Annotated in this window: 20 protein-coding genes and 1 tRNA gene; 13 read left to right on the forward strand and 8 right to left on the reverse strand. The window is 44.1% G+C overall.

Going from position 1 to position 25321, the window contains the following annotated elements:
- Window positions 1-239: 239 nt before the first annotated feature.
- On the reverse strand, window positions 240-599 hold the full coding sequence (locus tag McpAg1_RS04815; RefSeq protein WP_338094163.1) for a winged helix-turn-helix transcriptional regulator: 360 nt from the start codon (window positions 597-599) through the stop codon (window positions 240-242).
- 117 nt (window positions 600-716) lie between these two features.
- Between McpAg1_RS04815 and McpAg1_RS04820 the strand changes: the two genes are divergently transcribed.
- Entirely contained in the window at window positions 717-1253 is a 537-nt protein-coding gene (locus tag McpAg1_RS04820; RefSeq protein ID WP_338094164.1) for a flavodoxin family protein, read from the forward strand.
- 96 nt (window positions 1254-1349) lie between these two features.
- On the opposite strand, the gene McpAg1_RS04825 is transcribed toward McpAg1_RS04820, so the two are convergent.
- The 6 genes from McpAg1_RS04825 to McpAg1_RS04850 form a co-directional block, all read right to left on the reverse strand.
- Window positions 1350-2684 carry an aspartate aminotransferase family protein gene (locus McpAg1_RS04825; protein ID WP_338094165.1) on the reverse strand — a complete coding sequence of 445 codons (1335 nt, stop codon included), beginning with the start codon at window positions 2682-2684 and terminating at the stop codon, window positions 1350-1352.
- A gap of 316 nt (window positions 2685-3000) precedes the next feature.
- On the reverse strand, window positions 3001-4440 hold the full coding sequence (locus McpAg1_RS04830; protein ID WP_338094166.1) for an aminotransferase class I/II-fold pyridoxal phosphate-dependent enzyme: 1440 nt from the start codon (window positions 4438-4440) through the stop codon (window positions 3001-3003).
- A gap of 408 nt (window positions 4441-4848) precedes the next feature.
- The gene (locus McpAg1_RS04835) at window positions 4849-5721 is read right to left on the reverse strand and encodes an HhH-GPD family protein (RefSeq protein WP_338094167.1); all 873 of its coding nucleotides are present in this window, start codon (window positions 5719-5721) and stop codon (window positions 4849-4851) included.
- A 301-nt stretch (window positions 5722-6022) separates the two neighbouring features.
- Window positions 6023-6325: an energy-coupling factor ABC transporter substrate-binding protein gene (locus tag McpAg1_RS04840; RefSeq protein WP_338094168.1), complete on the reverse strand. Its 303-nt coding sequence runs from the start codon at window positions 6323-6325 to the stop codon at window positions 6023-6025.
- The gene (locus tag McpAg1_RS04845) at window positions 6322-7017 is read right to left on the reverse strand and encodes an energy-coupling factor ABC transporter permease (protein WP_338094169.1); all 696 of its coding nucleotides are present in this window, start codon (window positions 7015-7017) and stop codon (window positions 6322-6324) included. The genes McpAg1_RS04840 and McpAg1_RS04845 overlap by 4 nt, the downstream gene beginning before the upstream one ends.
- A gap of 391 nt (window positions 7018-7408) precedes the next feature.
- Window positions 7409-8350: an HD domain-containing protein gene (locus McpAg1_RS04850; RefSeq protein WP_338094170.1), complete on the reverse strand. Its 942-nt coding sequence runs from the start codon at window positions 8348-8350 to the stop codon at window positions 7409-7411.
- A gap of 98 nt (window positions 8351-8448) precedes the next feature.
- On the opposite strand from McpAg1_RS04850, the gene McpAg1_RS04855 reads away from it, so the two are divergent.
- The 3 genes from McpAg1_RS04855 (at window position 8449) to McpAg1_RS04865 (ending at window position 13084) form a co-directional block, all read left to right on the forward strand.
- Complete coding sequence (locus tag McpAg1_RS04855) at window positions 8449-8598, forward strand: hypothetical protein (RefSeq protein WP_338094171.1); 150 nt, start codon at window positions 8449-8451, stop codon at window positions 8596-8598.
- Between the two features lie 501 nt (window positions 8599-9099).
- Window positions 9100-9735 (forward strand): transposase, encoded by a 636-nt coding sequence (locus tag McpAg1_RS04860; RefSeq protein WP_338094172.1) that lies wholly within the window; start codon window positions 9100-9102, stop codon window positions 9733-9735.
- A gap of 490 nt (window positions 9736-10225) precedes the next feature.
- Window positions 10226-13084 (forward strand): S1 RNA-binding domain-containing protein, encoded by a 2859-nt coding sequence (locus McpAg1_RS04865; RefSeq protein ID WP_338094173.1) that lies wholly within the window; start codon window positions 10226-10228, stop codon window positions 13082-13084.
- Between the two features lie 219 nt (window positions 13085-13303).
- Here McpAg1_RS04865 and McpAg1_RS04870 read toward each other — a convergent pair whose 3' ends face one another.
- A complete protein-coding gene (locus McpAg1_RS04870) occupies window positions 13304-14992 on the reverse strand; it encodes an AMP-binding protein (protein WP_338094174.1) in 1689 nt (562 codons plus the stop codon).
- A gap of 361 nt (window positions 14993-15353) precedes the next feature.
- Here McpAg1_RS04870 and McpAg1_RS04875 point away from each other — a divergent pair, with 361 nt between their 5' ends.
- The 9 genes from McpAg1_RS04875 to hycI all read left to right on the forward strand — a co-directional run.
- Window positions 15354-15674 carry a hypothetical protein gene (locus McpAg1_RS04875; RefSeq protein WP_338094175.1) on the forward strand — a complete coding sequence of 107 codons (321 nt, stop codon included), beginning with the start codon at window positions 15354-15356 and terminating at the stop codon, window positions 15672-15674.
- 178 nt (window positions 15675-15852) lie between these two features.
- Entirely contained in the window at window positions 15853-16374 is a 522-nt protein-coding gene (locus tag McpAg1_RS04880; RefSeq protein WP_338094176.1) for a nucleotide exchange factor GrpE, read from the forward strand.
- A gap of 21 nt (window positions 16375-16395) precedes the next feature.
- Window positions 16396-18276, forward strand: a complete 1881-nt coding sequence (dnaK, locus tag McpAg1_RS04885) for a molecular chaperone DnaK (RefSeq protein WP_338094177.1) — start codon at window positions 16396-16398, stop codon at window positions 18274-18276.
- A 25-nt stretch (window positions 18277-18301) separates the two neighbouring features.
- A complete protein-coding gene (dnaJ, locus tag McpAg1_RS04890; protein ID WP_338094178.1) occupies window positions 18302-19486 on the forward strand; it encodes a molecular chaperone DnaJ in 1185 nt (394 codons plus the stop codon).
- A 153-nt stretch (window positions 19487-19639) separates the two neighbouring features.
- A complete protein-coding gene (locus McpAg1_RS04895) occupies window positions 19640-20701 on the forward strand; it encodes a B12-binding domain-containing radical SAM protein (protein ID WP_338094179.1) in 1062 nt (353 codons plus the stop codon).
- On the forward strand, window positions 20698-22116 hold the full coding sequence (locus McpAg1_RS04900; protein WP_338094180.1) for a DGQHR domain-containing protein: 1419 nt from the start codon (window positions 20698-20700) through the stop codon (window positions 22114-22116). Before McpAg1_RS04895 ends, McpAg1_RS04900 begins: the two co-directional genes overlap by 4 nt.
- A gap of 192 nt (window positions 22117-22308) precedes the next feature.
- Entirely contained in the window at window positions 22309-24651 is a 2343-nt protein-coding gene (locus tag McpAg1_RS04905; protein ID WP_338094181.1) for a DGQHR domain-containing protein, read from the forward strand.
- A gap of 176 nt (window positions 24652-24827) precedes the next feature.
- Window positions 24828-24899: transfer RNA gene (locus tag McpAg1_RS04910), tRNA-Gly, on the forward strand.
- 13 nt (window positions 24900-24912) lie between these two features.
- The coding region (gene hycI / locus McpAg1_RS04915; RefSeq protein WP_338094182.1) for a hydrogenase maturation peptidase HycI at window positions 24913-25321 on the forward strand (409 nt) is incomplete at its 3' end.

Raw genomic sequence — 25321 nt, forward strand, 5'->3', positions numbered from 1 at the left:
ACGGAGCAGACGTGAACATCACGGAATTAGAAAATAATTTATTTTTGTGGTGTTCTCGTCTGCGTGAGAACGATGAGTAATCTCTACAACCCGTTCGATAGAAAATAAATCATTTCCGTGATGTTCACGTCTGCTCCGTGATGTTTTTCTGTGGACTTCCGCGCCTTCCGTTTTTCCGTGGGCAGAGCGGAAACGTACTGCAACACCAACCTGATCGAAAAAAAACGACTCAGAAATGTTCAGCTACAAATGATCTCGATCTCTTCGGTGATGTTTTCTCCTCCCCAGGTACAGAGCTGGTCGAGGATGGGCATGATTGATCTGCCTTTGTCGGTGAGTGAGTATTCTACTTTGGGAGGGATCTCAGGGTAAACGGTTCTGGTGACAAGTCCGCTTTTTTCAAGGTCCCTGAGTTCTTTGGTGAGCATTCTCTGGGTGATTTTTCTTGGAAGGGCCGGCTGGATCTGGCTGTATCTGAGTGTTTCGTCCATTAAGGCGTAGAGTATGTGGGCTTTCCATTTCCCTCCGATGATGTCAAGGGCTGCGTCAATTCCGCAGATGTATTTTTGTTTTTTGGCGTTTGGAGGGATATTGTCCATTAGTATCATTTGTGTGTGAATAAGACAAATATGTTCCTACCATCTATATGTGGCATACCTGCAAAAAGTATACTTCAGAAGATGCGCCGATTTTTTTGGTGCGTCGGAGCTGATGGTATGAAACAGGTTCTGGTTATTTCGGCAACTCCGCGGAAAGGCGGAAATTCGGATGTTTTGTGTGATGAGTTTGTTCGCGGTGCAAGGGAGGCTGGACATTCTGCAGAGAAGATCTTTTTGTGTGATAAAAAAATCGGGTTCTGTACTGCATGTGATTACTGCCAGACGAATGCGGGCGAGTGTATTCAGGATGATGATATGGCTGAGATTTTGGAGAAGCTTGTTTCTTCTGATGTGATTGTTCTTGCGAGTCCGGTCTACTTCCACACGCTGAATGGCCAGATGAAGACGCTGATCGATCGTGTGTATGCACGATTCACTGAGGTTCGCGGAAAAGAACTGTACTTTATGGTGACTGCTGCGGATACGGAGGTTGCAAATATGCAACGGACGATCGAGTGCTTCCGCGGTTTTGCAGACTGTCTGCCTGAGTCAAAGGAGATGGGTGTGATTTATGGTACCGGAGCGGTGGCAGTTGGGGACATCAAGAAACTTCCGGCTATGGGGCAGGCGTACGAGATGGGCAAGGCAGTGTGAGAGAGGGGATTTTTTGAAATATTTTTTTGGTGAAATTATTTTTGGATGAATTTTTTTTCAAAAAAAAAGAAACGGGTCAGAGTCCCAAGAAAAAACTCAGACAACCGGTTTTATCATATCACTCTGTGATGCCGGAACCATTCCTGCCGGATTCACTGTCTCAGAGATAACCTTCATCAGCACCTCAAGGCCCTGAACAAGCTGCTCATCCTCAATCACCAGCGGCGGCATGATCTTCACAACCGTATCCTCTCTGCCCGACAGCTCAAGAATCAGACCATTCTCAAAGCATGTCTTTCTGATCTGCTGCGTGGTTCCGCACGGATACGCCCCGAAATCAATACCCCACATCAGACCAAGACCGCGGAACGTCAGGGCAGGATCAATCTGCCGCAGGCGTGCTGCCAGATACTCCTCGACAATTCTTCCCTTGCGAACCGCCTCGGCCTCAAGACCATGCTCCACCATGTACTCGATTGCTGCCTTTCCGGCAACAAACGCCAGCTGGAACCCGCGGAACGTCCCGTTGTGTTCGCCCGGCAGAAGAACATCATACTCAGGCTTCACGAGAGCAATCGAACACGGCATACCAATACCGCCGAGCGACTTTGCCATCACCACAATATCAGGGACAATACCCGCACGCTCGAACGAGAAGAACGAACCCGTTCTGCCGCAACCGGTCTGAATCTCATCAAGGATCAACAGCATATCATGCTTATCGCACAGCGCCCGCATATCGCGGAGCCACTCGTTCGACACAATATTAATGCCGCCCTCGCCCTGCACAGACTCAAGAATTATTGCGGCCGGCTTGTCCACACCGCTGTGGTCATCGCTCAGCAGCATATCGATGTAGGCGATCGTATCAAATCCCGGCATCATCGACGGATGCGGAACATGCGTCACATTGCCGAGTGCGACCCCGCAGGCATCGCGTGCCGACCTCTCGGTCGTTAACGCAAGCGAGCCAAGCGACATACCATGAAAGCCGCCCATTAAGGCAAGCACATTCGATCTGCCCTTCACTTTCCGGGCAATCTTCAGTGCGACTTCGACAGCATTCGTGCCGGTCGGCCCGGGGAACAGGACCTTATAGTCAAATCCCCGCGGAATGAGAATCTCTCTCTCCAGACACTCAATGAACTCGCCTTTTGCGATCGAGTACATGTCAAGGCCGTGGAGAAGTCCGTCTCCCATTAAATATTCAACAACTTTTCCCTTGATATAGTCATTATTATGACCATAGTTGCAGCTTCCTGCTCCACAGAGGAAATCAATGTATTCTTTCCCACTCTGATCGATCAGTACTGACCCTTTGGCTTTCGAGAAGATAACCGGATATTTTCTGCAGTACGATCTCACGTTGCTTTCGAAGGTTTCGAATACCGTTGGTTCCATTAAGACGTCGTTTGTGTTTCTCTGACCCATAGACCACACCCCCACTTGGAATAGGATAGTATGAATTTACAGGCAATCTTACTCTGCAGAATTCACTGCGCCGAGATTACATATTCATGTTGCCGCCCTCACGGCTTAAAGGTGTCCCTTGAAATAAAAGGCCTATGGCCTGATTTATGGACTTTCGGACGTTTTACTTGGACTTCAAATACCCCCCTGAAAACCCCAATTCCCCATCCATGACACGGGGGGGGTTAAATGGTTTTTGGCAGAACATTTTTTCAAAAACTCTCTCGCGCATACAAAAGTAATCTCAGCTGTCCTGAATCACTGAAAAAAAGAAAAATTATTTCCCAACGGTGATTTCACCGCGTTCATTGACGCCGATTACTTTTTCACCGGATTCACGAAGGGTTTTGATGTAGAGGATGACCTGTTCGGTGAGTTTTTCTCCCGGACAGATGAAGGGGATGCCGGGCGGATAGGGGATGATGGATGATGCACAGATTCGTCCGGCACCCTGTTCGAGAGGGATGCGTTCTTTGTTTTTGGGGATAGGGAAGAGTTCGAGTTTTTCTTCAAACACGGTGTTGACGGATTTTTTTGGCGTTCTGGCCGTGCCAGTATGTTCGCGGCTGATTGCAGTAAGAGCGGCAATCAGCCGCTCCATATGCTGTCTGGTGTTGCCGATTCCGGTCATGCACATGAGGATGTTGCCGGTTGTGAGTTCTGCGTAAATTCCTTTTGCGATGAGGAGTTCTTCAAGTTCTGCGGCGTCGAGTCCTGCATCACTCATGTCAAGGTTGAGTTTGGTGATGTCGAGATTGATTGATTCTTTGGCATCAAAGGGGTTGCCGATCACAACAAGCCCGGGGATGTTTCCCGCCTCTTTGTAGAAGTAGAGGAGAGCGTCATGCCATTCATGCATCAGCTGATCTTTGTGCTGGTCGAGAATTGCGGCATTGATGTCAAGCGAGGCCATGAGGAGGTAGGAGGGGCTGGTTGACTGGATCATCTGAAGTTTGTCTTCGAGGGTGTAGCGGTCTACACGGTCTGAGTTGAGGTTGAGGACTGCGCTCTGGGTGAAGGAGGCGAGTGTTTTGTGAACTGAGTTGACGATGATGTCTGCTCCCTGCTCTTCGGCAGATTCCGGCATGTCGGTGCATCCGGCATCCCGGAAGAATTTGAGATGAGCTCCGTGCGCCTGATCCACGATGAGGATTTTTCCATGGGCGTGGACGACGTCTGCGATTGCCCGGATGTCAGAGCAGATGCCGTAGTAGTTGGGGGAGGGGAGGATGACTGCTTCTGCTTCAGGATTTTCTCTGATGCATCGTTCGATTTCGTGTGCGGTGATTTCTCCTGAGATGCCGTACTCGTGGATCATCTCCGGATATGCGTAGACCGGCTGGATGTCTGCAAGAACGAGTGCGTTGAAGATGGCTTTGTGGGAGTTTCTGGCCATGATCAGTTTTTTTCCTTTGGGAACTGATGCCATGATGGCGGCGATTACGCCGCCGCTTGTTCCATTGATGAGGAGGTAGGATCTTTTTACGCCGTAGAGGTTTGCGTAGTTTTCCTGTGCGGCTTTGAGGATTCCTTCGGTCTGAAAAAGGTTGTCTGCGCCCGGGATTTCGGTGATGTCGCAGTCCATGATTTTTTGAAGGAAGGGCTCAAAGCCGAATCGTTTGTAGATGGCAGAGCCTTTGTGTCCCGGCATGTGGAAGGATACGGTCTGTTTTTTTGCGTGATGAAGTAGAAAATTGTGAATGGGAAGGTTGGTCATGACATCTCCTTGTTGATAGAAACGTTGACACGGGAGAGAGATTAGTATTGCGATGCTTTGGGATCTTTGCCCATAAATTCGTTTATTGGCAAACACTGTTCGCGATCGTAGCTCCGCCCACGGAAAAGCAGAACACACGGAAATTTCACAGAAAAAACATCACGGAGCAGACGTGAACACCACGGAAATGAATTGTCGGATTCCGTGATGTTCACGTCTGCTCCGTGATGTTTTTATTTCTGTGTTTTCCGTTTTTCCTGCGAAGCAGTGAGCAGGCCGAAGACATGCGAATCGTGGGCGGAGCTACGATCAATGCCGAAGATTGGTTTCCAATAAACGAATTTATGGACATGTCGATTTTTTCGAAAAATAGCAGTGGGATATTTTTGCGAACTCAAAAAAAAAAATTTACCGCTGCACCCGATAGCAGCCACTCTCTTCCCGAACAAAAAATCCTTCATCACACATCTCGCCAAGAATTTTTTCAACACGCTCGCCCGACTCTCCCACCGAACATGCAATCTCTTCAATATTTTTTCCATCGCATGCAAGAAGTGCCCGGAGAACCGCCCCCCTCACCTGCCGGTCGGAGCCTTCAAAGGCTGACTGCTTCACATACTGGCGACTCCGACGGTTCGGATTCGGCACTGAGGTCTTAAGAGCAGTTCCAAGATCCATTAATGCCCAGTACCACTCGCGTGAGCGGTCCGGTAGAAGGCATGCTTCAACAAGCGGGAGAATATCGCGGTCATCCACGACGAAATCGTCAGCGAAAAAGTAGTGGATGAAGACACGGCGGATGTTGGTCTCGATAAACACGACCGGGCGGTTGAAGGCAAATGCAGCGATTGAGCATGAAGTGGCCGGGCCAATTCCCGGAAGTTTTTCCAGCAGTTCCGGATCCTCCGGCAGAACGCCGCCGTATTCATCTGTTACCTGCCGTGCGAGTTTCTGCAGCCGCAAGGCACGACTGTTGTAGCCCATTCCCTGCCATGCGGAAAGCAGTTCGGTCTGCGGGGCTGCTGCGAGTGCGGCGAAGTCAGGAAACTTTTCGATGAACTTCGGATACATCACTGCAACCCGTGGTACCTGCGTCTGCTGGAGCATGACTTCAGATACCACAATCCGGTACGGATCAAACCGCAATCGCCACTCCATCTCATGCCGCCCTTTTGCTTCGTAGAACTCCATCACTTCGTCCTGAAAATCGCGGACGAGATCAGGCGTCATACCTGAACTGGCAAAACGCTGACGAAACTCGGAGATGAGATGAGGGGACATACTAATTTCATTCGTATCAGTTGCGAAGTAAGAAAAGCATTTGGGATCAGGATGCTTTGATGATTTTCAAACGCGAATAGCGCGAATAAAAAAAATCATCAATGACGATTATTCAAAGAGAAGTTACACAGTGTGATTCTGTGAAGTGACGCATGACCTCAGAAGAGTTATTTTTCAACGTGATGCAGGTAACTCCTGTTTAAAATAAAAAAATGAGTACTTTTCTAAAAATCGCCATTGGTGATTTTTTATTCGCGTCATTCGCGTTTCGAAAAAGTGAGTCGGTGAGTAGTTTATCGAATCACTCACTCTCTTTTCTGCCCTTCGCCCCTCTCCAGTATCCGAAGAAGTAGCCCACAATAATCGCCCCGATCGCAGTCTGTACGCAGAAAAACAGCGACTCAATCTCTCCGCTTGGCGGCTCCCAGATTGGATTGAACCATGGTTCATACCCCGTACTGTCAATCATATCAGCAGCTCCGCCGTCAGCTCCACCCCAACCCTCCTCTCCCTCGCCACCGGAAGGAATCAGCATGAGAGTACCGACAACAAAGATCACAATGACTGCAATACCGAGAATAATTTCGAGCGTTGCCCGGTTCATGCTGCCTCACCCTGAATTTTTGCGATCTCTTCATCACCAATAACGCCGAGTCCTTTCAGAATATCAGGCTTCACGCGAACGATGTACTTCGCCACAAGACCGCAGATGATACCCTCAATGATCGCGAGCGGAATCTGGGTGACTGCAAAGATTGCCGCAAACGCAATGAATGCCGAAAGAATGCTGCCGTCAGCAGGGAACGCAAGAGCAAGCTGGAGTGAAGTAACCGTATAGGTCACAAGGTTTGCAACCGCAGCAGTCACAAACACCGCAAGACCGAGACCAACCTTGCCGGTTTTTCTCAAACCCACAAACACGATCCATGCAACAAACGGTCCGGCAATTGCCATCGAAAACACATTTGCTCCCAGCGTCGTGAGGCCTCCGTGCGCAAGAAGAATTGCCTGAAAGACCAGCACGATGGTTCCCAGAACCGAAGTTATCCATGGGCCGAAGAATGCGGCGGACAGACCGGTTCCCGTAGGATGAGAACAGCTCCCCGTAACTGACGGAATTTTGAGTGCAGAAAGTACGAAAACAAATGCCCCGCAGACAGCCATCAAAGGAAGAACGCGTCTGTCCTGCTGTATCATCTGTTTCATTCTCCACAGGCCGTACATAACACAAGGTGCCGAGAGCAGAGCCCACAGCACGCACCATTCGATGGGTAGATACCCTTCCATAATGTGCATCAAAAATAATTGATCTAACGAGTATTTATTTGTGATCAAATAAAGTTGCAATGTGTGTAAGAAATATTACTTGTTTTATGATGCGGAAACAGAGCTGTCTGAATGGCGCATGAGGGCATCCTTTGATCAGATTTCAGGTTTGTGCCCTATTCCAGATGCATGACCGGGACGTTTTGATGATTCCGCCGCAAAAATCCAATTAATTGATGATCTTACTGACTCTATTTTATGGGGACTCATAGAGGGCAAATAAGGCTCTGAAAACATCGGGCAGGGTGTTTGATCGTCTGCAAAAGCCCCGTCCGGAGGGGGTGAACGGCCGAATCACCGAATAACACTGTATATGGGAGTATTTTTGCATCCCTATCCGGTATTTTGAAAAAAGGAGGGGTTAGACTGCTTTCCAGAGGAACTTTTCGCTGCGGAGCCCCTTCTTTTTCTGGCCTTTCGGCGTCTCGGCAAGATCATCCACAATGCTCCTGAGCATGGAACTCGCCCCGTCGGCCTGATTCACGAGCCATGCCTCGGCAGTGAGCGGCACGACATCGCCGTAGATGCCGTGATGGGACTGGATGATGTGGCGGAGCTGCAAGAGCTGGGATTCGGAGATGAGATTTTTGTACTCATCGATGAACATGATTCCCATGGTGATGTGTTCGATTAAGTTGTAGGTGTCGTTGGGCACGTAGCCGTAACCGACTTTGTCGAAGCAGAATATTTTTCCGATGTCATGCAGAACCGCTCCGGCAATGACCATGTCGCGGTTGATCTCGGTCCTCGGCATTGTTTCGACCAGATTGAGTGCGATCTTTACCGTCTCAAGGGAGTGTTCGCAGAGCCCGCCGGTGTATTCATGATGGCGGCGGATTGCTGCCGGGCATTCATAGAATCTCTGGTCCAGACAGCAGGCAACAAACAGCCTGAGGTCTCCGTTGATGATGCCTGCAACAATTTTCTGCAGTTCGGCTGCGTTGCCTTTGATGTCAGCCGGCGTAAAGATGAACTCGGTGGCCTGGCCGTTCATCAGGGTGACCGGTTCGTTCATCAGCGACTCAAGCGTCTGCTCTGAATCGGAAAATATGTACAGCTCGCCGGTCTGTTTTGTTTTGCCGACACCGTTTACTGCGTAGACAGCTCCGGTTTTTACCGCCCGTGCGGCTTCTGCTACACGATTGCCGTAGACTTTGCACTCGATTGTTCCGGTCCGGTCAGCGAGTGTCATGTAGAGAAACTGTTCGCCGTGTTTGCTGCGGAGATCAGCACGCTTGATCAGAAAAAGTGATCTGACCTCGGTTTCGTTCGCGATATTTTCTATGTAGAGGATTTTTTCCATGAATATTTCCGTGCGTATGTAGTTGGGGGTCCGGCAATAAATGGTTGTTTGATTCAGAATGTGTTGAGTGTTGTCTGGGGAGATTTTTTTCGTGACGCATGGTTTGCCGAGGAGATCCTCATAAGCGCTGGTCTCACCGGCATTTTGCGGTGCTTGCGGGCCTTGGAACGTTCGGGGTAAACAATATGCTGATTACGAGGATGGGATGCTACGGAAGAGTGAGTTCGTTTGCGGCGAGTATTCTGTGATACCACAAAAAGATTTAGTAGTTCTCTGCGCCCATCTCGGTGTGCTGTCCTGCAACGAATAAATCTTTTTGTGGCATCACATACTTTTTCAGATATTATTTGCACCATATAGAGATTGCAGAGAGATACTAATATCCACACAGATTGGGGAAAAAAGAATTACTATATTTATATATGAAATACGATGATATTCATATGTGAAACCAGTGAAATACAATGCAATATGCCAAACATGTACAATATATTTTATAGGACTTACGCGGTGTTTTCGAACCGCAACCTTGAGGTACTTTGGAGTTGTACTCTTTCCTCATTCAGTCTCTCTTGTATGACCCGCTCTAAGACAACCGATCTGGATTACATCCATTTTCTCATCTCCGAATATTGTAGTTTCAGCTGCTGTGAAGCTGAACGTTGTCTTCACTATGATTCCCGTCACCCATATCATGACTCATTCGGTCGCCTTCTGGAAGAACGTACTCCTCAACACACTGAGGCTTTGTGGAAGGATGTTGGCCCCTTTGTGTCTCTTACTGGCGGTTATCTGACATCATTGACGACTCTACTTTGGACAAGCCCCACTCGCGCTCCATCAGTCCCACTGGCATTCATTGGAGCGACAAACATCACAAAATGTTTCAGGGAATAAGTCTGGTAACACCCGTCTGGACTGATGGTATCTCCACATATCCTCTGGATTTTCGTATTTATCACAAGGACAGCGATGGAAAAACCAAAAATGATCATTTCCAGGATATGTTGAGAGAATCTGCTGCAAGAGGCCTCAATCCTGATTGCGTCCTCTTTGACAGCTGGTATGGAAGTGTTGACAATCTTCACCTTGTTCGAAGATTGGGTTGGCACTTTCTTACCAGACTGAAGAAAAATCGTCAGGTAAATCCTGATAAGTTTGGTAACAAGCAAATTCATGAGATTTGCATCCCGAATGGAGGATGTGTCGTCCATCTCAAAGATTGCGGAATGGTGAAGGTGTTTCATCGGGGTGATGATGGAAATGGAGTTCAGTTTTGGGCAAAAGATATTTTGAATTTAGAGGAGAAAACCAGACAAATATATGCAGTATATGCCTTCAAGATCCAGAAATATCATCGAAATCTCAAACGATATTGTGAGTAGAACGGTGCCAGGCAAGAACACAAAGATCACAGAGAGCACATATACAAATGGCAATCAGGGCGTTTATACGAATGGAGTGGATACGAACAAGGAGAGGAATATCAATGTTCCAACAAAAGATGAAGACAGCAAGAATGGCAGTATTCAGTAAAATGCAAGAGTTGGCCGGTGAACTATTCAGATTTCACGAGGAAAGAAACACCGCGTAACTCCTATTTTAGTATTTTTTTCTGAAATTCATAAAAAAATTATGAATAATAAATAGAAATACCATATAAATTCAATAGATACACCTAAAGGCGTATCTCATGCTGATATATCGCAAATAGGAATAAATAAAATGTACACCTGCAAGTAGATTATGGGAAAAAACATATACATCACAACACCATAATTATAAAGATGAAAAATGGATTACATAATAAATAAATTAAACAACCAGATAAGTATATCTGACCCCACAACATACGACTATATTATACATTTGCGGATGCGAATAGAATACAGCTTATTTTTATGTTTAGGGTATCTCTGGAAAAATATCGAAAAAATTCCCGCCGCACAGCAAAAAAAAATAGTTTCAGATCTGAGTAATTTATCCATTGGACATGTTGTTGAAGCTATTCGAACTTTAGATCTCAATAAAGAAGTATTTAGCAAAAAATCTAGTATAGAAATTCTAAATAATTATCCATCTTTGCGCAATAGCAAAATAGGGCACGGATATGCAATGGGGAATGACGTTGCTTCCGCATTAATTCCTTTGTATGACAATTTATACGCAGAAGTTCCTTTTTTACAAGAAAAATATGATTTAATTGTTGTTGAAAATCAAATGAATGAGATATATAAAGGAGTTAGATTTCCATATGACAGAAATGGGGAAGGAGAAAGATGGTCTTGTGCGGCAGATTGTTTTCAAACTCAAGAGAGTTATTTTCCAAGAACATACATATGTATAAATGGAAAATATTGCAAAATATCCCCATTTATTCATATTACGAGAAGCTCTCATATCCACTTATTCAGCTCTCTTCAAGAAAAACTTCTTGGAAAATCTAAGATGTGTCATTTGTTTAGTGAAAGCGAAGATAGCAAAACTACTATAAATTTTCCAGAATTGATCTGTATTTCTGAAATAGAGGATACACGACGCCGCAGCTCTAATGGAACACTAATGAGTAATTTTAAAAATAATTATTTTCAATACATAGATGTTGGAATAAATACACTTGTATTGGATTTTCTTAAAAAAAATCGCGCATCAGTTTCAGCTACAATATGGGGCCATGGTGGTGTTGGAAAAACAGCATGTATACAAAGCATATGCAACAATCTATTTAATGATACAAATAAAACATTTTCATATATTATATTTATTTCGGCGAAAGACAGACAATATAATACCAAAACCGGTAAAATAGATACCAATAACGAATCTGATATAACATACAAATATTCGGAGATATTAAATAAAATTATTGAAGTAATACATGGAACAGAGAATCCCATTTCAGAGGAGAAAGAAAATTTACTGAGTTATTATGAAGAAAAAATACGATCATTTGATGATAAGATACTTATAGTTATTGATGATTACGAGACATTTGACGATTTCGAAAAGGCAAAAATAAAGCAATTTATAAACACACTAGATATTAATTATCATAAAGTAATAATCACTACAAGAAATAAAAGATTCATTCTTGGAGAGTCTATCCCGAGTAATGAATTAGACTTAGATAAGACAAAAACATTTTTGAAATCAGTTGTACAAAAAGAGTACCCTGAACATTATGATAGTATTCAAAAACTAATTTCCGATAAAGAAATAATACAAAAAATTTATTCCGCTACATCAGGAAGACCAATCTTTATTTATCAATTTGCACATCTCTATGTTCAGAGAGGCTACAAAGAAGAATTTCTCAATCTGAAAGACGACAGTAATGCTAAAGATTTCCTCTATGGCCGTATATATAATTACTTGAGTAATGATGCAAAACATATTTTTGTAACATTATCAACACTTGCTGATGAAAATTTAACATTTAGATACGACGTGTTGAAATTTTGTTTATCTAAAGTGATACCAGATGACGACAAATTCGATGAAGGAGTATCTGAACTTGAAGATCAACGGATTATCGAACCATATAGCGAAAGTTCGGGTCGTATATACTCCACAGAATTACGCGACATTATGCTTGAACATTATAACGCATGCCCTCAATCGTTCCGCAATATGGTTAAAAGTATGATTGAGAATTTGGGAGGAAAAAATATCGATGGAAGTGTAGTAGAGGCTCTTCTTTGTGAAGCAGATAAAAGCCGCCCTCTGGGAAATGAACAAGAAACAACTGAAAAGTATCGTCATATCCTAAATACCAAAACATATCCAATCCAAACTCGAAAAACGGCACTAAAAAATCTTGCAGATTATTTGAGTAATTCTAGATTATCTCTGGATCGAGCCATTGTTATCTTAGAAGAATATATTTCTGATTTTTCAGATGATGCAGATATACACCGAATCTACATCTATTATTTATGGGCACGAAAAGGGGATGATAAGACCACATTAAATGATAAAACCAAAGCGGACCTCACAATACGTCGTTTTTTCACAAATCACGATAAAACTGACCCCAATAACCTCGCATTTTTTGCCCTTGGAGTAGGATATTGTATTGATTACGACCTTAATCTCAGAAAATATGAATCTTTCAAATTGAAATATCGGTCTCTCAATACCACATTTACTGAATACGGGATGAAATTATTCGAACATATACAACAAGATACAAACTATAAGGCAATACCTGCAGTTAAACACAATGTTCGAATGGCATTAATTCAGATTATGAAAATATGTTATGAATTAGGGAAAGAAGAACAGACTTCAGAAAAAATAAGATATGGTCTAAAAATTTGCTCATACATGAGTCATACAGAACTACCTGAACCATTTAAAACCCAAGTACCAAATCACCAAAATCAGTTAAAAAATTTATTACGATCACGTTTTCCACAAGAAACAAAAGATATAGAGCATAAAGACTACTCACCATTAATTGGCTCTTGGGCTGAGACAGTATCGTCTTTGTATGAGGTTGGGATGACAGTTGATGTTGTCATTAAGCAAATTCTTCCGTACGGTATATTTGTTGATCTTGACGAACACATAGTTGGTCTGATACATATCTCAGAAATAGATTTCCGTTTCATTGAAAATATATATAATGAATTTGAAATTGGTGAAACATGCCCTGCAATGATTACTAGTATTAATTTGTCAGAAGAGAAAATTGCATTAAGTACAAAAGGGCTCGGAAAATTCGCAATATAAGCATGAAAAAAAAATATTTACACATCGTATAGTAATTCAGAAAAATGTAATCTGAGATTAATCAGAGAGAATAATGTGAGTCCAGAAGTTGTCTAAAAACATCCACATCTAATTTTCAGAGTTGGACTAATTTAAAAAATACTGATGTTCTATATGGGCACACAGAATCTGACAACAAATGCAAATAAAGATCTTTCAAAAAAAAGTTATGAAAATTCCTTACTCGGAGTCGCCGTGGTGCAGCTCCTGATAGCGCCGCATCTCACGTTCGCGAAGCTCCACTCTCCGGATTTTTCCGGAAATCGTCTTCGGCAGATCATCCACAAACTCAATGGAACGCGGATACTTGTACGGAGCAGTCGTCTTTTTCACATGATTCTGCAGCTCTTTCACCAGCTCATCAGATGGAGTCCATCCATCCTTTAAAATCACAAACGCCTTCACAATCACACCGCGGATAGCATCAGGACTGCCGACAACTGCCGACTCCTTCACCGCAGGATGCTCGATCAACGCAGACTCCACCTCGCTTGGGCCAATCCGGTACCCGGAACTCTTAATGATATCATCATCGCGGCCCATGAACCAGAAGTAACCGTCCGCATCCTTCACCGCCTTGTCACCGGTATAGTACCAGCCGTTCACAAACACCGACGAAGTTGCCTCGGGATTATCCAGATACTCCTTGAAGAGACCGACCGGCTTTGGATCCTTCGTCTTGATCGCAATCTTGCCTTCTTCGCCTGTCGGCACCTCATTTCCTTCGTCATCATGCAGCTCAACACACCATCCGGGCGCAGGCTTGCCGATCGAGCCCGGTTTATTCGGCATGCAGGGGAATGTACCAATAACTGCGACCGTCTCGGTCTGACCGTACGCCTCATAGATCGTCTTACCGGTAGCCTCCTCCCAGACACGCGTCACCTCAGGGTTCAGCGCTTCTCCGGCAGACACACACTGGCGGAGCTCGGAGAAGTCAAAACCTTTCAGATCCGCAAGTATCAGCATGCGGAAAATTGTGGGCGGTGCACAAAATGTTGTGATCTCGTACTTCTCGATCAGCGGCAGAAGTTCGGTTGCGTTGAACTTTCCGCGGTAATCATAGACAAACACACAGGCCCCTTCCATCCACGGCCCGTAGAACTTGCCCCACGACGATTTGCCCCATCCGGTGTCAGCCACCGTGAAATGCAGATCGCGTTCGGTTAAATCATACCAGAACCTGCCGGTCACAATGTGGCCGAGCGGATAGGAGTGCGTATGTAAAACCATCTTCGGCTCACCGGTCGTCCCGGACGAGAAAAAGATCAGCATAGGGTCAGACGCCTTCGTCCGGACAGTGCGTGCCAGTGGAATAAGTCTGGTTGAAGCACGGGCAGGATGAACAAGTTCGGTCTGATAGTTTATCCATCCGGGCAGTCCGCCGTCAGTCATAAACTTTACCGAGAGCGTCGGGCAGTCGGGGAGGATCTCCTCAATCTTCCACGCGTTCTCAGAGTCGGTCACGATCATCTTGAACTTGCCCTGATTAATACGGTACTTCAGATCGTGCGGAGTGAGAATGCAGGGGGAAGGGCAGAATACAGCGCCAATTTTAATTGCTGCAAGCGCAAAGGTCCACCACTCCGGAACCCGCGGCAGCATAATCATTACGCGATCGCCTTTGCCGATATGCTGCTTGAACATCATATTCGCAATCTGATTGGACAGGTTCATCATGTGGCGGAAGGTGAAGTACTTCTCCTTGCCTTTCTGATCAGTCCAGATCATGGCGAGCTTGTTTCGATCTTTTTTCGCCCATGCATCGACTACGTCGAATCCGAAGTTGTAATACTCCGGCACGGCAATAGAAAACGTGGAGTAGGTTTCCTCGTAATCAGTCATATTGTGGGATGCCGTTTCGGTCATGCAGTACTAATGTTGAACGCATGCGGTGATAAAACCTCGCGGCAGGGTGAACTTTTGTTTACTTATGAGTCGCCCACGGAAAAACGGAGCACACGGAAATTTCACAGAAAAACATCACGGAGCAGACGTGAACAGCACGGAAATGAATAACGGCTCCAAAAATAATTATTTCAATAGAGTTTACGCGGTGGCGAATATTTTCAAAAACAATTCATTTCCGTGATGTTCACGTCTGCTCCGTGATGTTTATTTTTCCGTGATATTTCCGGGTGCTCCGTTTTTCCGTGGGCGGAGCAGCGCTCACAAACAAAATCCTTTTCCAAGAGAACGATTATACACAAACAGTACCGAGAAAAAAATCATGGGACGAAGGATTCAAAGGCTCTGGATAGCAGTTGCCACCTGCTGTTTTCTTGCAATATTCGCAACTGACGTTCTCCTCAGCTCATTTTTTGAAACCTACGGCATGCCGATCATCGACACCGCCATCCTCAAAATGCATGCATACGAAGGCTCTCCGCTTCAGACAATCCCGGCAGAATATGTCAACATCTTTCGCGGCAGCCTTCGCTTCCTTTTCCCGGTCACCACCGCAGTTGCCTTAGCTATCCTCTGCTGGAAACTCATAAAACTCTACCGCAAAAAAGATCCCGAGGAAAACTCCGACAAACCAAAACCATAACAAACCCTCTGCGCCCCCTTACCTTTGGTAACTGTTATAGAGATCTGAATTTTCCAAAATTCTCACAAAACAACTTCTTTTCTCGAACTGCCAAATATCCATAATATCTCACAAAACAAATGTTTATATAGAACCGCAATACAAATAATTAGTCGTAACAAGTATTCAGGTAATTACCATGGAGAAAAAAACAGCAGCCCCGGAAGATCCAAAACCGGTGGAAGAGGAAACTCCGGTGACTACCGTTGAAGAGACTCCGGTTGATCCGATCGCAGAACTCACCAAAAAATGTGACGAAGCAAACGATCGGTATCTCCGTCTCGTCGCAGAGTTTGAAAATTACAAAAAACGCAATCAGCGTGACGCAGAAAATACCATTCGGTATGCAAACGAAAAGTTTGCCCGCGACATGGTTGACGTTTTGGACAACTTCGAACGTGCACTCAAAGGTGGTGACGACGATCTCCGGGCCGGACTTGAACAGATACACAAACTGTATCTTGCTGTCCTTTCCCGCAACGGTGTAGAACCAATGAATGCCGAAGGAAAAAAGTTTGATCCAATCAATCACGAAGCAGTCGCCCACATCCCTTCAGATGCCCCCGAAGGAGTAATCGTGGATGAAGCAATACGCGGCTACCTCATGCATGACAAAGTTCTCCGTCACGCAAAAGTCGCAGTCTCCGCTGGAAAACAATAAAAAATCACACAGGTGAAATCAATGGCAGATAAAATCAGCAGCAAAGTAATTGGTATCGACCTTGGAACAACCAACTCCTGTCTCGCCGTCATGGAAGGCGGAAGCCCGATCGTTATCGCAAACTCCGAAGGATTCAGAACTACGCCGTCAGTTGTCGGCTTCTCCAAAGACGGCGAACGGCTGGTTGGAAACGTTGCAAAACGTCAGGCAATCACCAACCCGACCCGCACCATCAGCTCAATCAAACGTCACATGGGAACTGACTACGCAGTCGACATCGACGGCAAAAAGTTCTCACCGCAGGAAATTTCCGCAATGATCCTGCAGAAACTCAAAGTCGATGCAGAGTCCTACCTTGGCGAAAAAGTCAAGAAAGCGGTCATCACCGTTCCCGCATACTTCAACGACGCACAGCGTCAGGCAACCAAAGACGCAGGAAAAATCGCAGGCCTTGAAGTCCTTCGTATCATCAACGAACCAACCGCGTCCGCTCTCGCATATGGTCTTGAAAAGGAGAACGAAGTCACCGTTCTTGTCTACGACCTTGGCGGAGGAACCTTCGATGTATCCATCCTGACGCTGGACGACGGACTCTTTGAAGTCAAGTCGACCGCAGGAAACAACCGTCTCGGCGGTGACGACTTCGACCAGAGAGTCATCGACTACCTCGCAGACGAGTTCAAGAAGAAGGAGGGCGTTGACCTCAGAAAAGATCCGGTCGCTACCCAGCGGTTAAAGGATGCAGCAGAAAAGGCAAAGATCGAACTGTCGTCTCTGCAGAAGGCAAACATCAACCTGCCCTACATCACCGCAGACGCGTCCGGACCAAAACACCTTGACATCGACCTGACCAGAGCAAAGTTCGAACAGTTGATCGACGACCTCGTACAGAAAACGGTCGAACCGGTCAAGCAGGCACTTCGTGATGCTGACCTCAACGCATCTGACATCGACCACGTGCTTCTCGTCGGAGGATCAACCCGTGTACCGGCAGTTGTGGACACGGTCCGTAAACTTCTCGGCAAAGAGCCTGACAAGAACATCAACCCTGACGAGTGTGTCGCTCTTGGTGCGGCAGTTCAGGGAGCAGTCCTTACCGGAGAGACCAAGGATGTTGTCCTTCTCGACGTTACCCCGCTGACCCTCGGCATTGAAACTCTCGGCGGCATTGCAACCAAACTCATCGAGAGAAACACCACCATCCCAACGAGAAAGAGTCAGATCTTCAGCACCGCAGCAGACAACCAGACCTCTGTTGAGATCCATGTTGTGCAGGGAGAGCGTCAGTTCGCCCGCGACAACTTCAGCCTCGGCAAGTTCCAGCTGACCGGTATCCCTCCGGCACCACGCGGAATGCCGCAGATTGAAGTTACGTTCGATATCGATGCAAACGGTATCGTCCATGTCTCGGCAAAGGATCTCGGTACCGGTCACGAGCAGTCGATGACGATTACCGGCAGAAAGGATCTCAAGAATGATGAGATCGAAAAGATGGTCAACGATGCAAAGCAGTACGAGGAGGAGGACAAGAAGCGCCGCGAGGAGATTGAACTCCGCAACAATGCGGACAACGCTGTCTACGCCGCAGAAAAACTCGTGAACGATAAAGAGACCGCTGACAAGATCGATGCCGAAGACAAGGAGAAGATTGAGGCAGCAGCAGCAGAGCTGAAAGAGGTTCTCGCCAAAGAGGATGCGGCATCCGAGGAGATCAAACCAAAGATGGATGCTCTGCAGGAGGTTGTGTTTGCGGTGACCTCGAAGATTTATCAGAAGGTCCAGCAGGAGCAGCAGGCACAGCAGGGTGCGACTGGCGAAGGATGCGGACCTGACTGCAGCGGCGACTGCGGCAAGAGTGACGACAACGTGGTTGATGCAGACTACGAAGTAAAGAAGGACTAAACCCCTTCTTTTCAGGTGACCACAAATGGGTTCGGAATCGTACTATGATGTTTTGGGTGTTCCCCGCAATGCGACGGAGACGGACATCAAAAAGGCATACCGCAACCTCGCCAAGAAGTATCACCCGGATGTCTGCAAAGAGGCGGGAGCTGAGGAGAAGTTCAAGTCGATCAATGAGGCGTATTCGGTTCTGTCGGATGATGGAAAGCGCCACCAGTATGATCAGTTAGGACACGACAACTTCACGAATGCTTCGAAGGGAAGCTACGGCGGACCGGGCGGCGGCGGGTATACTGCTGACTTCTCCGGGTTCGGCGATATCTTTGATTCGTTCTTTGGCGGGGGAGGGGGAGGAGGACGCAGGTCCGGCCCCCGTCAGGGCGATGATCTGCTGATGCGTATCCAGATTACTCTTGAGGATGCGGTGTTTGGTGCGCAGAAAGAAATTGAAGTGATGCACACCGAGCAGTGTCCGGAGTGTGATGGTACCGGCAGCTCGACGAAGAAGACAACGACCTGCCCGAAGTGCGGCGGAACCGGTCAGATCAAGCAGGTAAGAAACTCTATCTTCGGCCAGATGGTGACTGCGGCCCCTTGTCCGAACTGCGGCGGACGCGGAAAAATTCCTGAGTCGGCCTGCAAAAAATGTAACGGAACCGGCCGGACAAAAGTCAAGCGAAAGGTTACCGTGCATGTGCCGCCGGGCATTGAGTCCGGAATGCGGCTTCGGATGGAAGGTTACGGCGAGGCCGGAGACTACGGGGCTCCAAACGGGGATCTGTATATTGAGGTGCGGGTCGCATCGAACGCAAAGTTCGACCGCGAGGATGATGATCTGGTAACTCAGTATGAGATTACTCCGGCGCAGGCAGCTCTCGGATGCGAGGTCGAGATCGAGACGCTGGATAAGAAGAAGGTGTCTTTGAAGATTCCGTCAGGCATTGCTTACGGCACACGCCTGAGGATTCCCGGCGAAGGAGTGCGGAGACGCGGAAACTTCGGCAATCTTCTGGTGAGGATTGTGATTGCAACACCAAAGAAGCTGTCTTCAGCAGAGCGGGAGTTGTATGAGCAGCTCTTAGCAGCGGAAGGAAATGCTCCAAAGGAGAGACCTGCAAAGGAAGAGAGAGAAGAGAAGAAGGAAAAGAGTTCTTCGGAGTCTGAGACGCCGAAGGATGAGAAGAAAAAGAAGCGCGGCTTCTTTAAATAATATTTTTTTATGATGAGTATTTGTTCCCATTATCTAGTACTGTGCAATTCTCCTTCATTATGTTAGTAACAAGCATGCATTGCTAGATCCTATTTGAACAGGATCCATAAGCATATCTGATATAACGGCATATTAATTATCCAAGTGTGAGGTATGTCAAATCGTAACATTCTGCTAGTACAACCAAAATACTATACTCAGTTTCCACCAGTAGGTTTACTCAAAATTTCCACATACCATAAACGGAGAGGAGACAATGTACAGTACGTTCAAGGATGTCAAAGTCTCGAATATGATCCAGACATTATCTATGTAACGAGCCTTTTTACGTGGACATGGAGACAGGTTTGGGAATCCATTAAATATTACAAAACGTGGCATCCATCTTCAAAAATAATTCTCGGCGGAATTTATGCATCAGTCATGCCAGATCATGCGAAATATTCTGGCGCAGATCAGATCAGATCAGGAATTTGTGATAAAGTCGAAAATATGCCACTAGACTACACATTAGTTCCTGATTGGGATGGAAGCATCTTATTTACTTCTCGTGGGTGTGGTAGGAAATGTGGTTTTTGTGCAGTTCCAAAAATAGAAGGAAAACTATGCAAAACACGTAGTAGTATTAAAGAATATATTATTGAAACACACTCACGCATTATTCTGTTTGATAATAATTTTTTACTGAATCCACATAAATATGAAATTTTTCAGGAGTTAAATGAATACGATAAAAGGGTGGATTTTAACCAAGGCATCGATGCTAGGCTCATTACTGAGAAGATAGCAAATCAGATTTCAGGACTCAAATTAGATAGTACGATCAGAATTGCATATGACTCAAGAAAAGACCATGATGCAGTTGGCAATGCAATAAAAATATTAAGTGACGCCGGTATCTCAAAACGGAACATATTTGTATACACGCTGTTTAATTACACTGATACTCCTGCTGATTTTTTTGATCGAACAAGAGATATTCTAAATTGGGGTGCAGTTAGTTACCCAATGAGATATGAACCGCTTCGTGCAATCACAAAAAACAGTTATGTTTCACCCAATTGGACTATTGAGGAAATTGAAGCAATACAGGCAGCGAGACGTGTCATTGGATATGGTGGAGCATTTCCAGCATATACAGGACTAGTTGATAAAATTACAAATGCATTTGGATTTGAGGATGCTTTCGAATTAAGGAGGGTAAAAGAAAAATGAAGAAAATAATTTGTTCGTCTTGTGGTCGCGAGATATTAGATAAAGTTCATGGACCTTACAGTGATGACCAATATGTATGTGATAAATGCTGGAATGACCCTTCCTTATTCTTTGAAGATAAAATTGCATCCTCGTTCAAAGTAAATTCCCATGAATCTTTGAATTTGACTAATATTATGAATCAGATTGAAACAATAGATATGTACCTTTCCGCTATGAAGGGAGACAATTCTGAGATTTCTGAGACATGGTTGCAGCTAATTTCATGCCAAAATCTCCATATCCCAGTTTTACGGTTCAGTCAGAAAAATGTACCGTTATTTATAGGAAAGATACATCCTGCTGAACTTCTTGTAATGAGTTCGATTGATCAATGGAACGAAGAAAAACTTGAAGGATATCAAAGAGAACGCATAAAAGAAAAAAACAGGGAAATAAAGGAATTTTTGAAAAACTGTGCCCTCCCTATTGTACCACCTATCATTGCAAGCGTTCGAAATTCGACATTTCAACCAATTAGCGATGACTATGGAACTATGGAAACTCCAATATATCCGGGCAATATTGTACTAATCGATGGCCAACAAAGAACAGGTGGATTTTTTGAATTATTCCATGAAATTAGATCTGAAATTCGCAAATTCAATCAAGATACATCAAAAATAGTGGAGAGATACAATGAATTTTTGCAATTCGAAATACCAATATTACTTATTAATCCAAATCAGATAATACAAAAAATGCATAAATGTGATGAATCCTCATTAATTCGACCTATCGATATTGAACGTGCTTTCTTTTTCGTGATCAATAAAACACAAAAATCAGTAAATTCTTCCTTAAAAGATGAACTTGCGTATCTAACGTTGGCGGCAGGTATCACAGGGATCCCCGCGATTGAAAAAGAAAAATGGCGTGCAGAACTCGTACCAATTGTCAATGAACTTAACAAAAAGGGATCACCACTTCACGGGTTAATTAGTTTAGGTGGAATAAGTGGGTTACGCCGTCCAATTCCATTAACTTCATTTGTTTCATCTCTAAAGCCACTTTATGATAATACCGTGTTCCATGAATATTCTCAGGATCAGAAATTACAATTTTTGAGTGGTTATTGGAGTGCAATAAAATCTGTGTTTCCTTTTGCATTTGATGAAAGTAAACGATATCTTCTAACAAAAACCATTGGAATGTATCCCATGAATTCTCTTTCCGTGGATATATTAAATAAAATGCTTGAAGACGGAAAAGACCCATTGAATGGGCAAGACATCTATTCGTATGTATTATTGTTGAAAAATATCGATTGGTCTGTGGAGACCTCCGACTTCAGATATTATATTGGTAAAAAAGGGACGGGAAAAGGATATCAACAGCTAAAAGATTGTTTTTGGTTAGAATTAGCTAATACTTAATTTTTCTTTGAGAAAGAATTTTGCCATATCACTCAAAAATTCAGATATAAATAATACATTTAACCCACAAATATCTCTTATTTCTTAAAATTTTAAGAAAAAGTCAATGATGTTTAAGACATTTGGAATAAAGCAGAATATTGCAATATACTTATATGTAGACCACCCCATAATATTATTAAGGCGATTCTTTTGAAATCTATTGGTGATGATTTTACTCTATCGGGACTTTCTGTTGGAGAGGAGTTAGATAAGGCAGCAAAAATCCGAGCCAGGATTTGGGATAAAACAAAGATTATTTCTCATACTGACCTCAAAAAATATGAAGACGAAGGATGGACAAAAACAAAATCTAGTCGAAAATTAAAAAAGGGTTCAGTTAAAATCATCAAATATAAGGAACCTTGGAAACTATTTGAGGATGAAATCTGGTCAATATTCTATAAACTAGGATTTTCAGAACTGAATAAAGAGTCCCCCTCATTTAAAATACCCAGATATAATACTGGTATTACAAAACAAATTGATATTTTTGCTCGAGAGGATAATACCATATTTGTTATAGAATGTAAATCATCATTAGAACAAAAATCTTCCTCAAAGGATGCGAGTATCCGAAGAACAATTTCTGAAATAGCAGATATGCGCCAACATATCAATGAATCCATCTATATGCACTATAAAAACATGGGTATCACTGATAAATTTACTGTTATTTGGGTACTGGCATTGAAGAATATCTCTCTTAGTGATGCTGATAGAATATTGTTAAATGAATCTGGCATCAAACTCATTGATACTGATTTAATGCAATATTACCAAAGACTTGCTGATGATTTTAGATCTTCTGCAAAATACATGTTTTTAGGAGATTTCCTCCAGGGAAAAGAGATACATGGTCTCATCGGCGCTCCAGTTCCCGCAATTAAAGGAGAAATGGGTGGACAAATATTTTATTCTTTTTTAATTGAGCCAGAAAAACTTCTTAAAATAAGTTATTTGGCCCATCGTGGAAAAACCAATGACGAGACTATCAAAACGTACCAACGTGTCGCAAAAAGATCTAGACTAAACAAAATAGCAAAATATATCCAAGAAAAACCAGGAGGTATCTTCCCCACAAGCATTGTTATCAATCTCGACGCTGAATCAAAATCATTTAAATTTGAACCATTTCAGGGTACAAAAAATGAAAATGCCATCATGGGGCATCTATATCTCCCAAATAAATATCACTCGGCATGGATTATTGACGGTCAGCATCGACTATATGCCTATTCTGATCTTCCTGAGGCATCAACTGCAACGTTGCCTGTAATTGCCTTTGTTAATCTTAAGCCAGAGTATCAAACAAAATTGTTCGTAGATATTAATGGAGAGCAAAAAAGTGTCCCTAAAAACCAGTTACTTTCGCTCTATGCTACATTAAATCGTGAGTCACCCTATCCAAAACAAAGGCTCCAATCAATGTATTCTACAATTGCATTAATGCTAAATGATCAAGACACATCTGTATTTTATCATAGAATTGATGATGGTACCTCAAACGGCTCTAAACCTATTACAATGAATAATATAACTGAGGTATTAAGTGAAACAAAACTTATCGGGAGTGTTCCCACATCCAAAGCCGGTCAAAAAAATATTACTTATGGGCCACTGTACTGGGAAAATTATGAAAAGACATGTGATCACGTTTCAAAAGTAATCTGTGAATATTATCGGTTCATGCAATCAAATGGATTGCAAGACCAATGGGACCTTGAGGGAAGAGATGGTGGTTTTCTCAATACAAACACTGGTATTAGATCAACGTTGAAACTGCTAGGTTATCTCATCAAAGAACTTCAAAGATTCGAAGGTAATGTTAGTTATCGGGAAGCAAAAAAACTTATACAAGATCTTGATAAATATCTGCAACCATTGATCTCCTATCTTCAAACCTCATCACCGGCTAAGTTAAATGATCTGAGAACACGCAGTGGTAAAGGGGGTATTAGTGAATGTGTTAATGAATTTATATTCATAATTAACAAACAAATTCCTTCCTTTTATCCGGAGGAGGCGAAAAAATATGCAGAAACTCAACTTACGCCAAATATAGAGTTAAACGCAAAAACAATTGAGATATGTTCCAGATTAACGGACAGTGCTAGAGAATATGTAGTTCAGAGTCTAGAAGAAAAATACGGTGATGATATCTCTGAATGGTGGGGAAAAGGAGTGCCAAATACTATTCGCCAAGATGTAGCAAAAATTGCCCAAAAGGAAGGAGATTATAGTCAAAACTATCAAAAACACATGACATTGACTCATTTACATGGAATTGTCCTTGAAAATTGGAATTTATTTGAAAATTCCTTCACAGTTATGTCAAAAATCACAGACAAACCAGAAACAAGAGTTAAATGGATAAAACGCCTTGATAGTATTCAAAATAAATATCAAAACAGTGGAAAAATAAACGAGGAAGATGCAAAATATGTTGAGGACGCATTCGCGGAATTTCAAGAGAATATTTCTGATGGAGAATAATTTTAATTATTCTTTTTTTGTCACATAATGTCATGAACTCCCACCCCAGTCCTCATAGTGACAATGTCGTAGCTATATTGAATATTTCCATTACTAGAAATATCTGATGTTCGTTGCGCCTGCTTACAAACCGGCGTCTATTTATGTTTCTACGTCATTGTATTTAGTGCAATCTTGCATCGATAGTGTAGTGGTTATCACTAGGCGTTGCCAACGCCTAAACTCGGGTTCGAGTCCCGGTCGATGCACTCTTTTTCTGATATGATTGTTGTTTTCGGTGTTGGAAATTCTCTGCATGGTGATGACGGAGCAGGGCCTGCTGTTGCTGAGAAAATTATTGCAGCAGGTCTGCCGGATGTTACTGCCTACAACTGCGGGACGGCGCCGGAGAATTTTACCGGACTGGTGCGCAGGATTCATCCTGAGTTATTGGTGATTGTGGATGCGGCGGAGATGGGGCTTTTGCCCGGTTCGGTTAGGAGGATTTCTGAGGAGAGGATTCATGATACTGCGATTGGTACGCATATGATGGCGCTTTCACATCTGGTGCAGTTTTTGGCGGATGCTGCGGGGAGAGTTGTGGTTGTCGGGGTGCAGCCTGAGTGGATGGGGGAGGGAGAGGGATTGAGTGATGCGGTGAGGGGGGGAGTGGAAGAGGTTGTTGGGGCTG

The sequence above is a fragment of the Methanorbis furvi genome (assembly GCF_032714615.1).
Taxonomy (GTDB): domain Archaea; phylum Halobacteriota; class Methanomicrobia; order Methanomicrobiales; family Methanocorpusculaceae; genus Methanocorpusculum; species Methanocorpusculum furvi.

Coding starts and splice junctions, on each gene's coding strand:
- McpAg1_RS04815 (WP_338094163.1), bottom strand. CDS start 599: ATGGACAATATCCCTCCAAACGCCAAAAAACAAAAATACATCTGCGGA.
- McpAg1_RS04820 (WP_338094164.1), top strand. CDS start 717: ATGAAACAGGTTCTGGTTATTTCGGCAACTCCGCGGAAAGGCGGAAAT.
- McpAg1_RS04825 (WP_338094165.1), bottom strand. CDS start 2,684: ATGGGTCAGAGAAACACAAACGACGTCTTAATGGAACCAACGGTATTC.
- McpAg1_RS04830 (WP_338094166.1), bottom strand. CDS start 4,440: ATGACCAACCTTCCCATTCACAATTTTCTACTTCATCACGCAAAAAAA.
- McpAg1_RS04835 (WP_338094167.1), bottom strand. CDS start 5,721: ATGTCCCCTCATCTCATCTCCGAGTTTCGTCAGCGTTTTGCCAGTTCA.
- McpAg1_RS04840 (WP_338094168.1), bottom strand. CDS start 6,325: ATGAACCGGGCAACGCTCGAAATTATTCTCGGTATTGCAGTCATTGTG.
- McpAg1_RS04845 (WP_338094169.1), bottom strand. CDS start 7,017: ATGCACATTATGGAAGGGTATCTACCCATCGAATGGTGCGTGCTGTGG.
- McpAg1_RS04850 (WP_338094170.1), bottom strand. CDS start 8,350: ATGGAAAAAATCCTCTACATAGAAAATATCGCGAACGAAACCGAGGTC.
- McpAg1_RS04855 (WP_338094171.1), top strand. CDS start 8,449: ATGGTTTGCCGAGGAGATCCTCATAAGCGCTGGTCTCACCGGCATTTT.
- McpAg1_RS04865 (WP_338094173.1), top strand. CDS start 10,226: ATGCGAATAGAATACAGCTTATTTTTATGTTTAGGGTATCTCTGGAAA.
- McpAg1_RS04870 (WP_338094174.1), bottom strand. CDS start 14,992: ATGACCGAAACGGCATCCCACAATATGACTGATTACGAGGAAACCTAC.
- McpAg1_RS04875 (WP_338094175.1), top strand. CDS start 15,354: ATGGGACGAAGGATTCAAAGGCTCTGGATAGCAGTTGCCACCTGCTGT.
- McpAg1_RS04880 (WP_338094176.1), top strand. CDS start 15,853: ATGGAGAAAAAAACAGCAGCCCCGGAAGATCCAAAACCGGTGGAAGAG.
- dnaK (WP_338094177.1), top strand. CDS start 16,396: ATGGCAGATAAAATCAGCAGCAAAGTAATTGGTATCGACCTTGGAACA.
- dnaJ (WP_338094178.1), top strand. CDS start 18,302: ATGGGTTCGGAATCGTACTATGATGTTTTGGGTGTTCCCCGCAATGCG.
- McpAg1_RS04895 (WP_338094179.1), top strand. CDS start 19,640: ATGTCAAATCGTAACATTCTGCTAGTACAACCAAAATACTATACTCAG.
- McpAg1_RS04900 (WP_338094180.1), top strand. CDS start 20,698: ATGAAGAAAATAATTTGTTCGTCTTGTGGTCGCGAGATATTAGATAAA.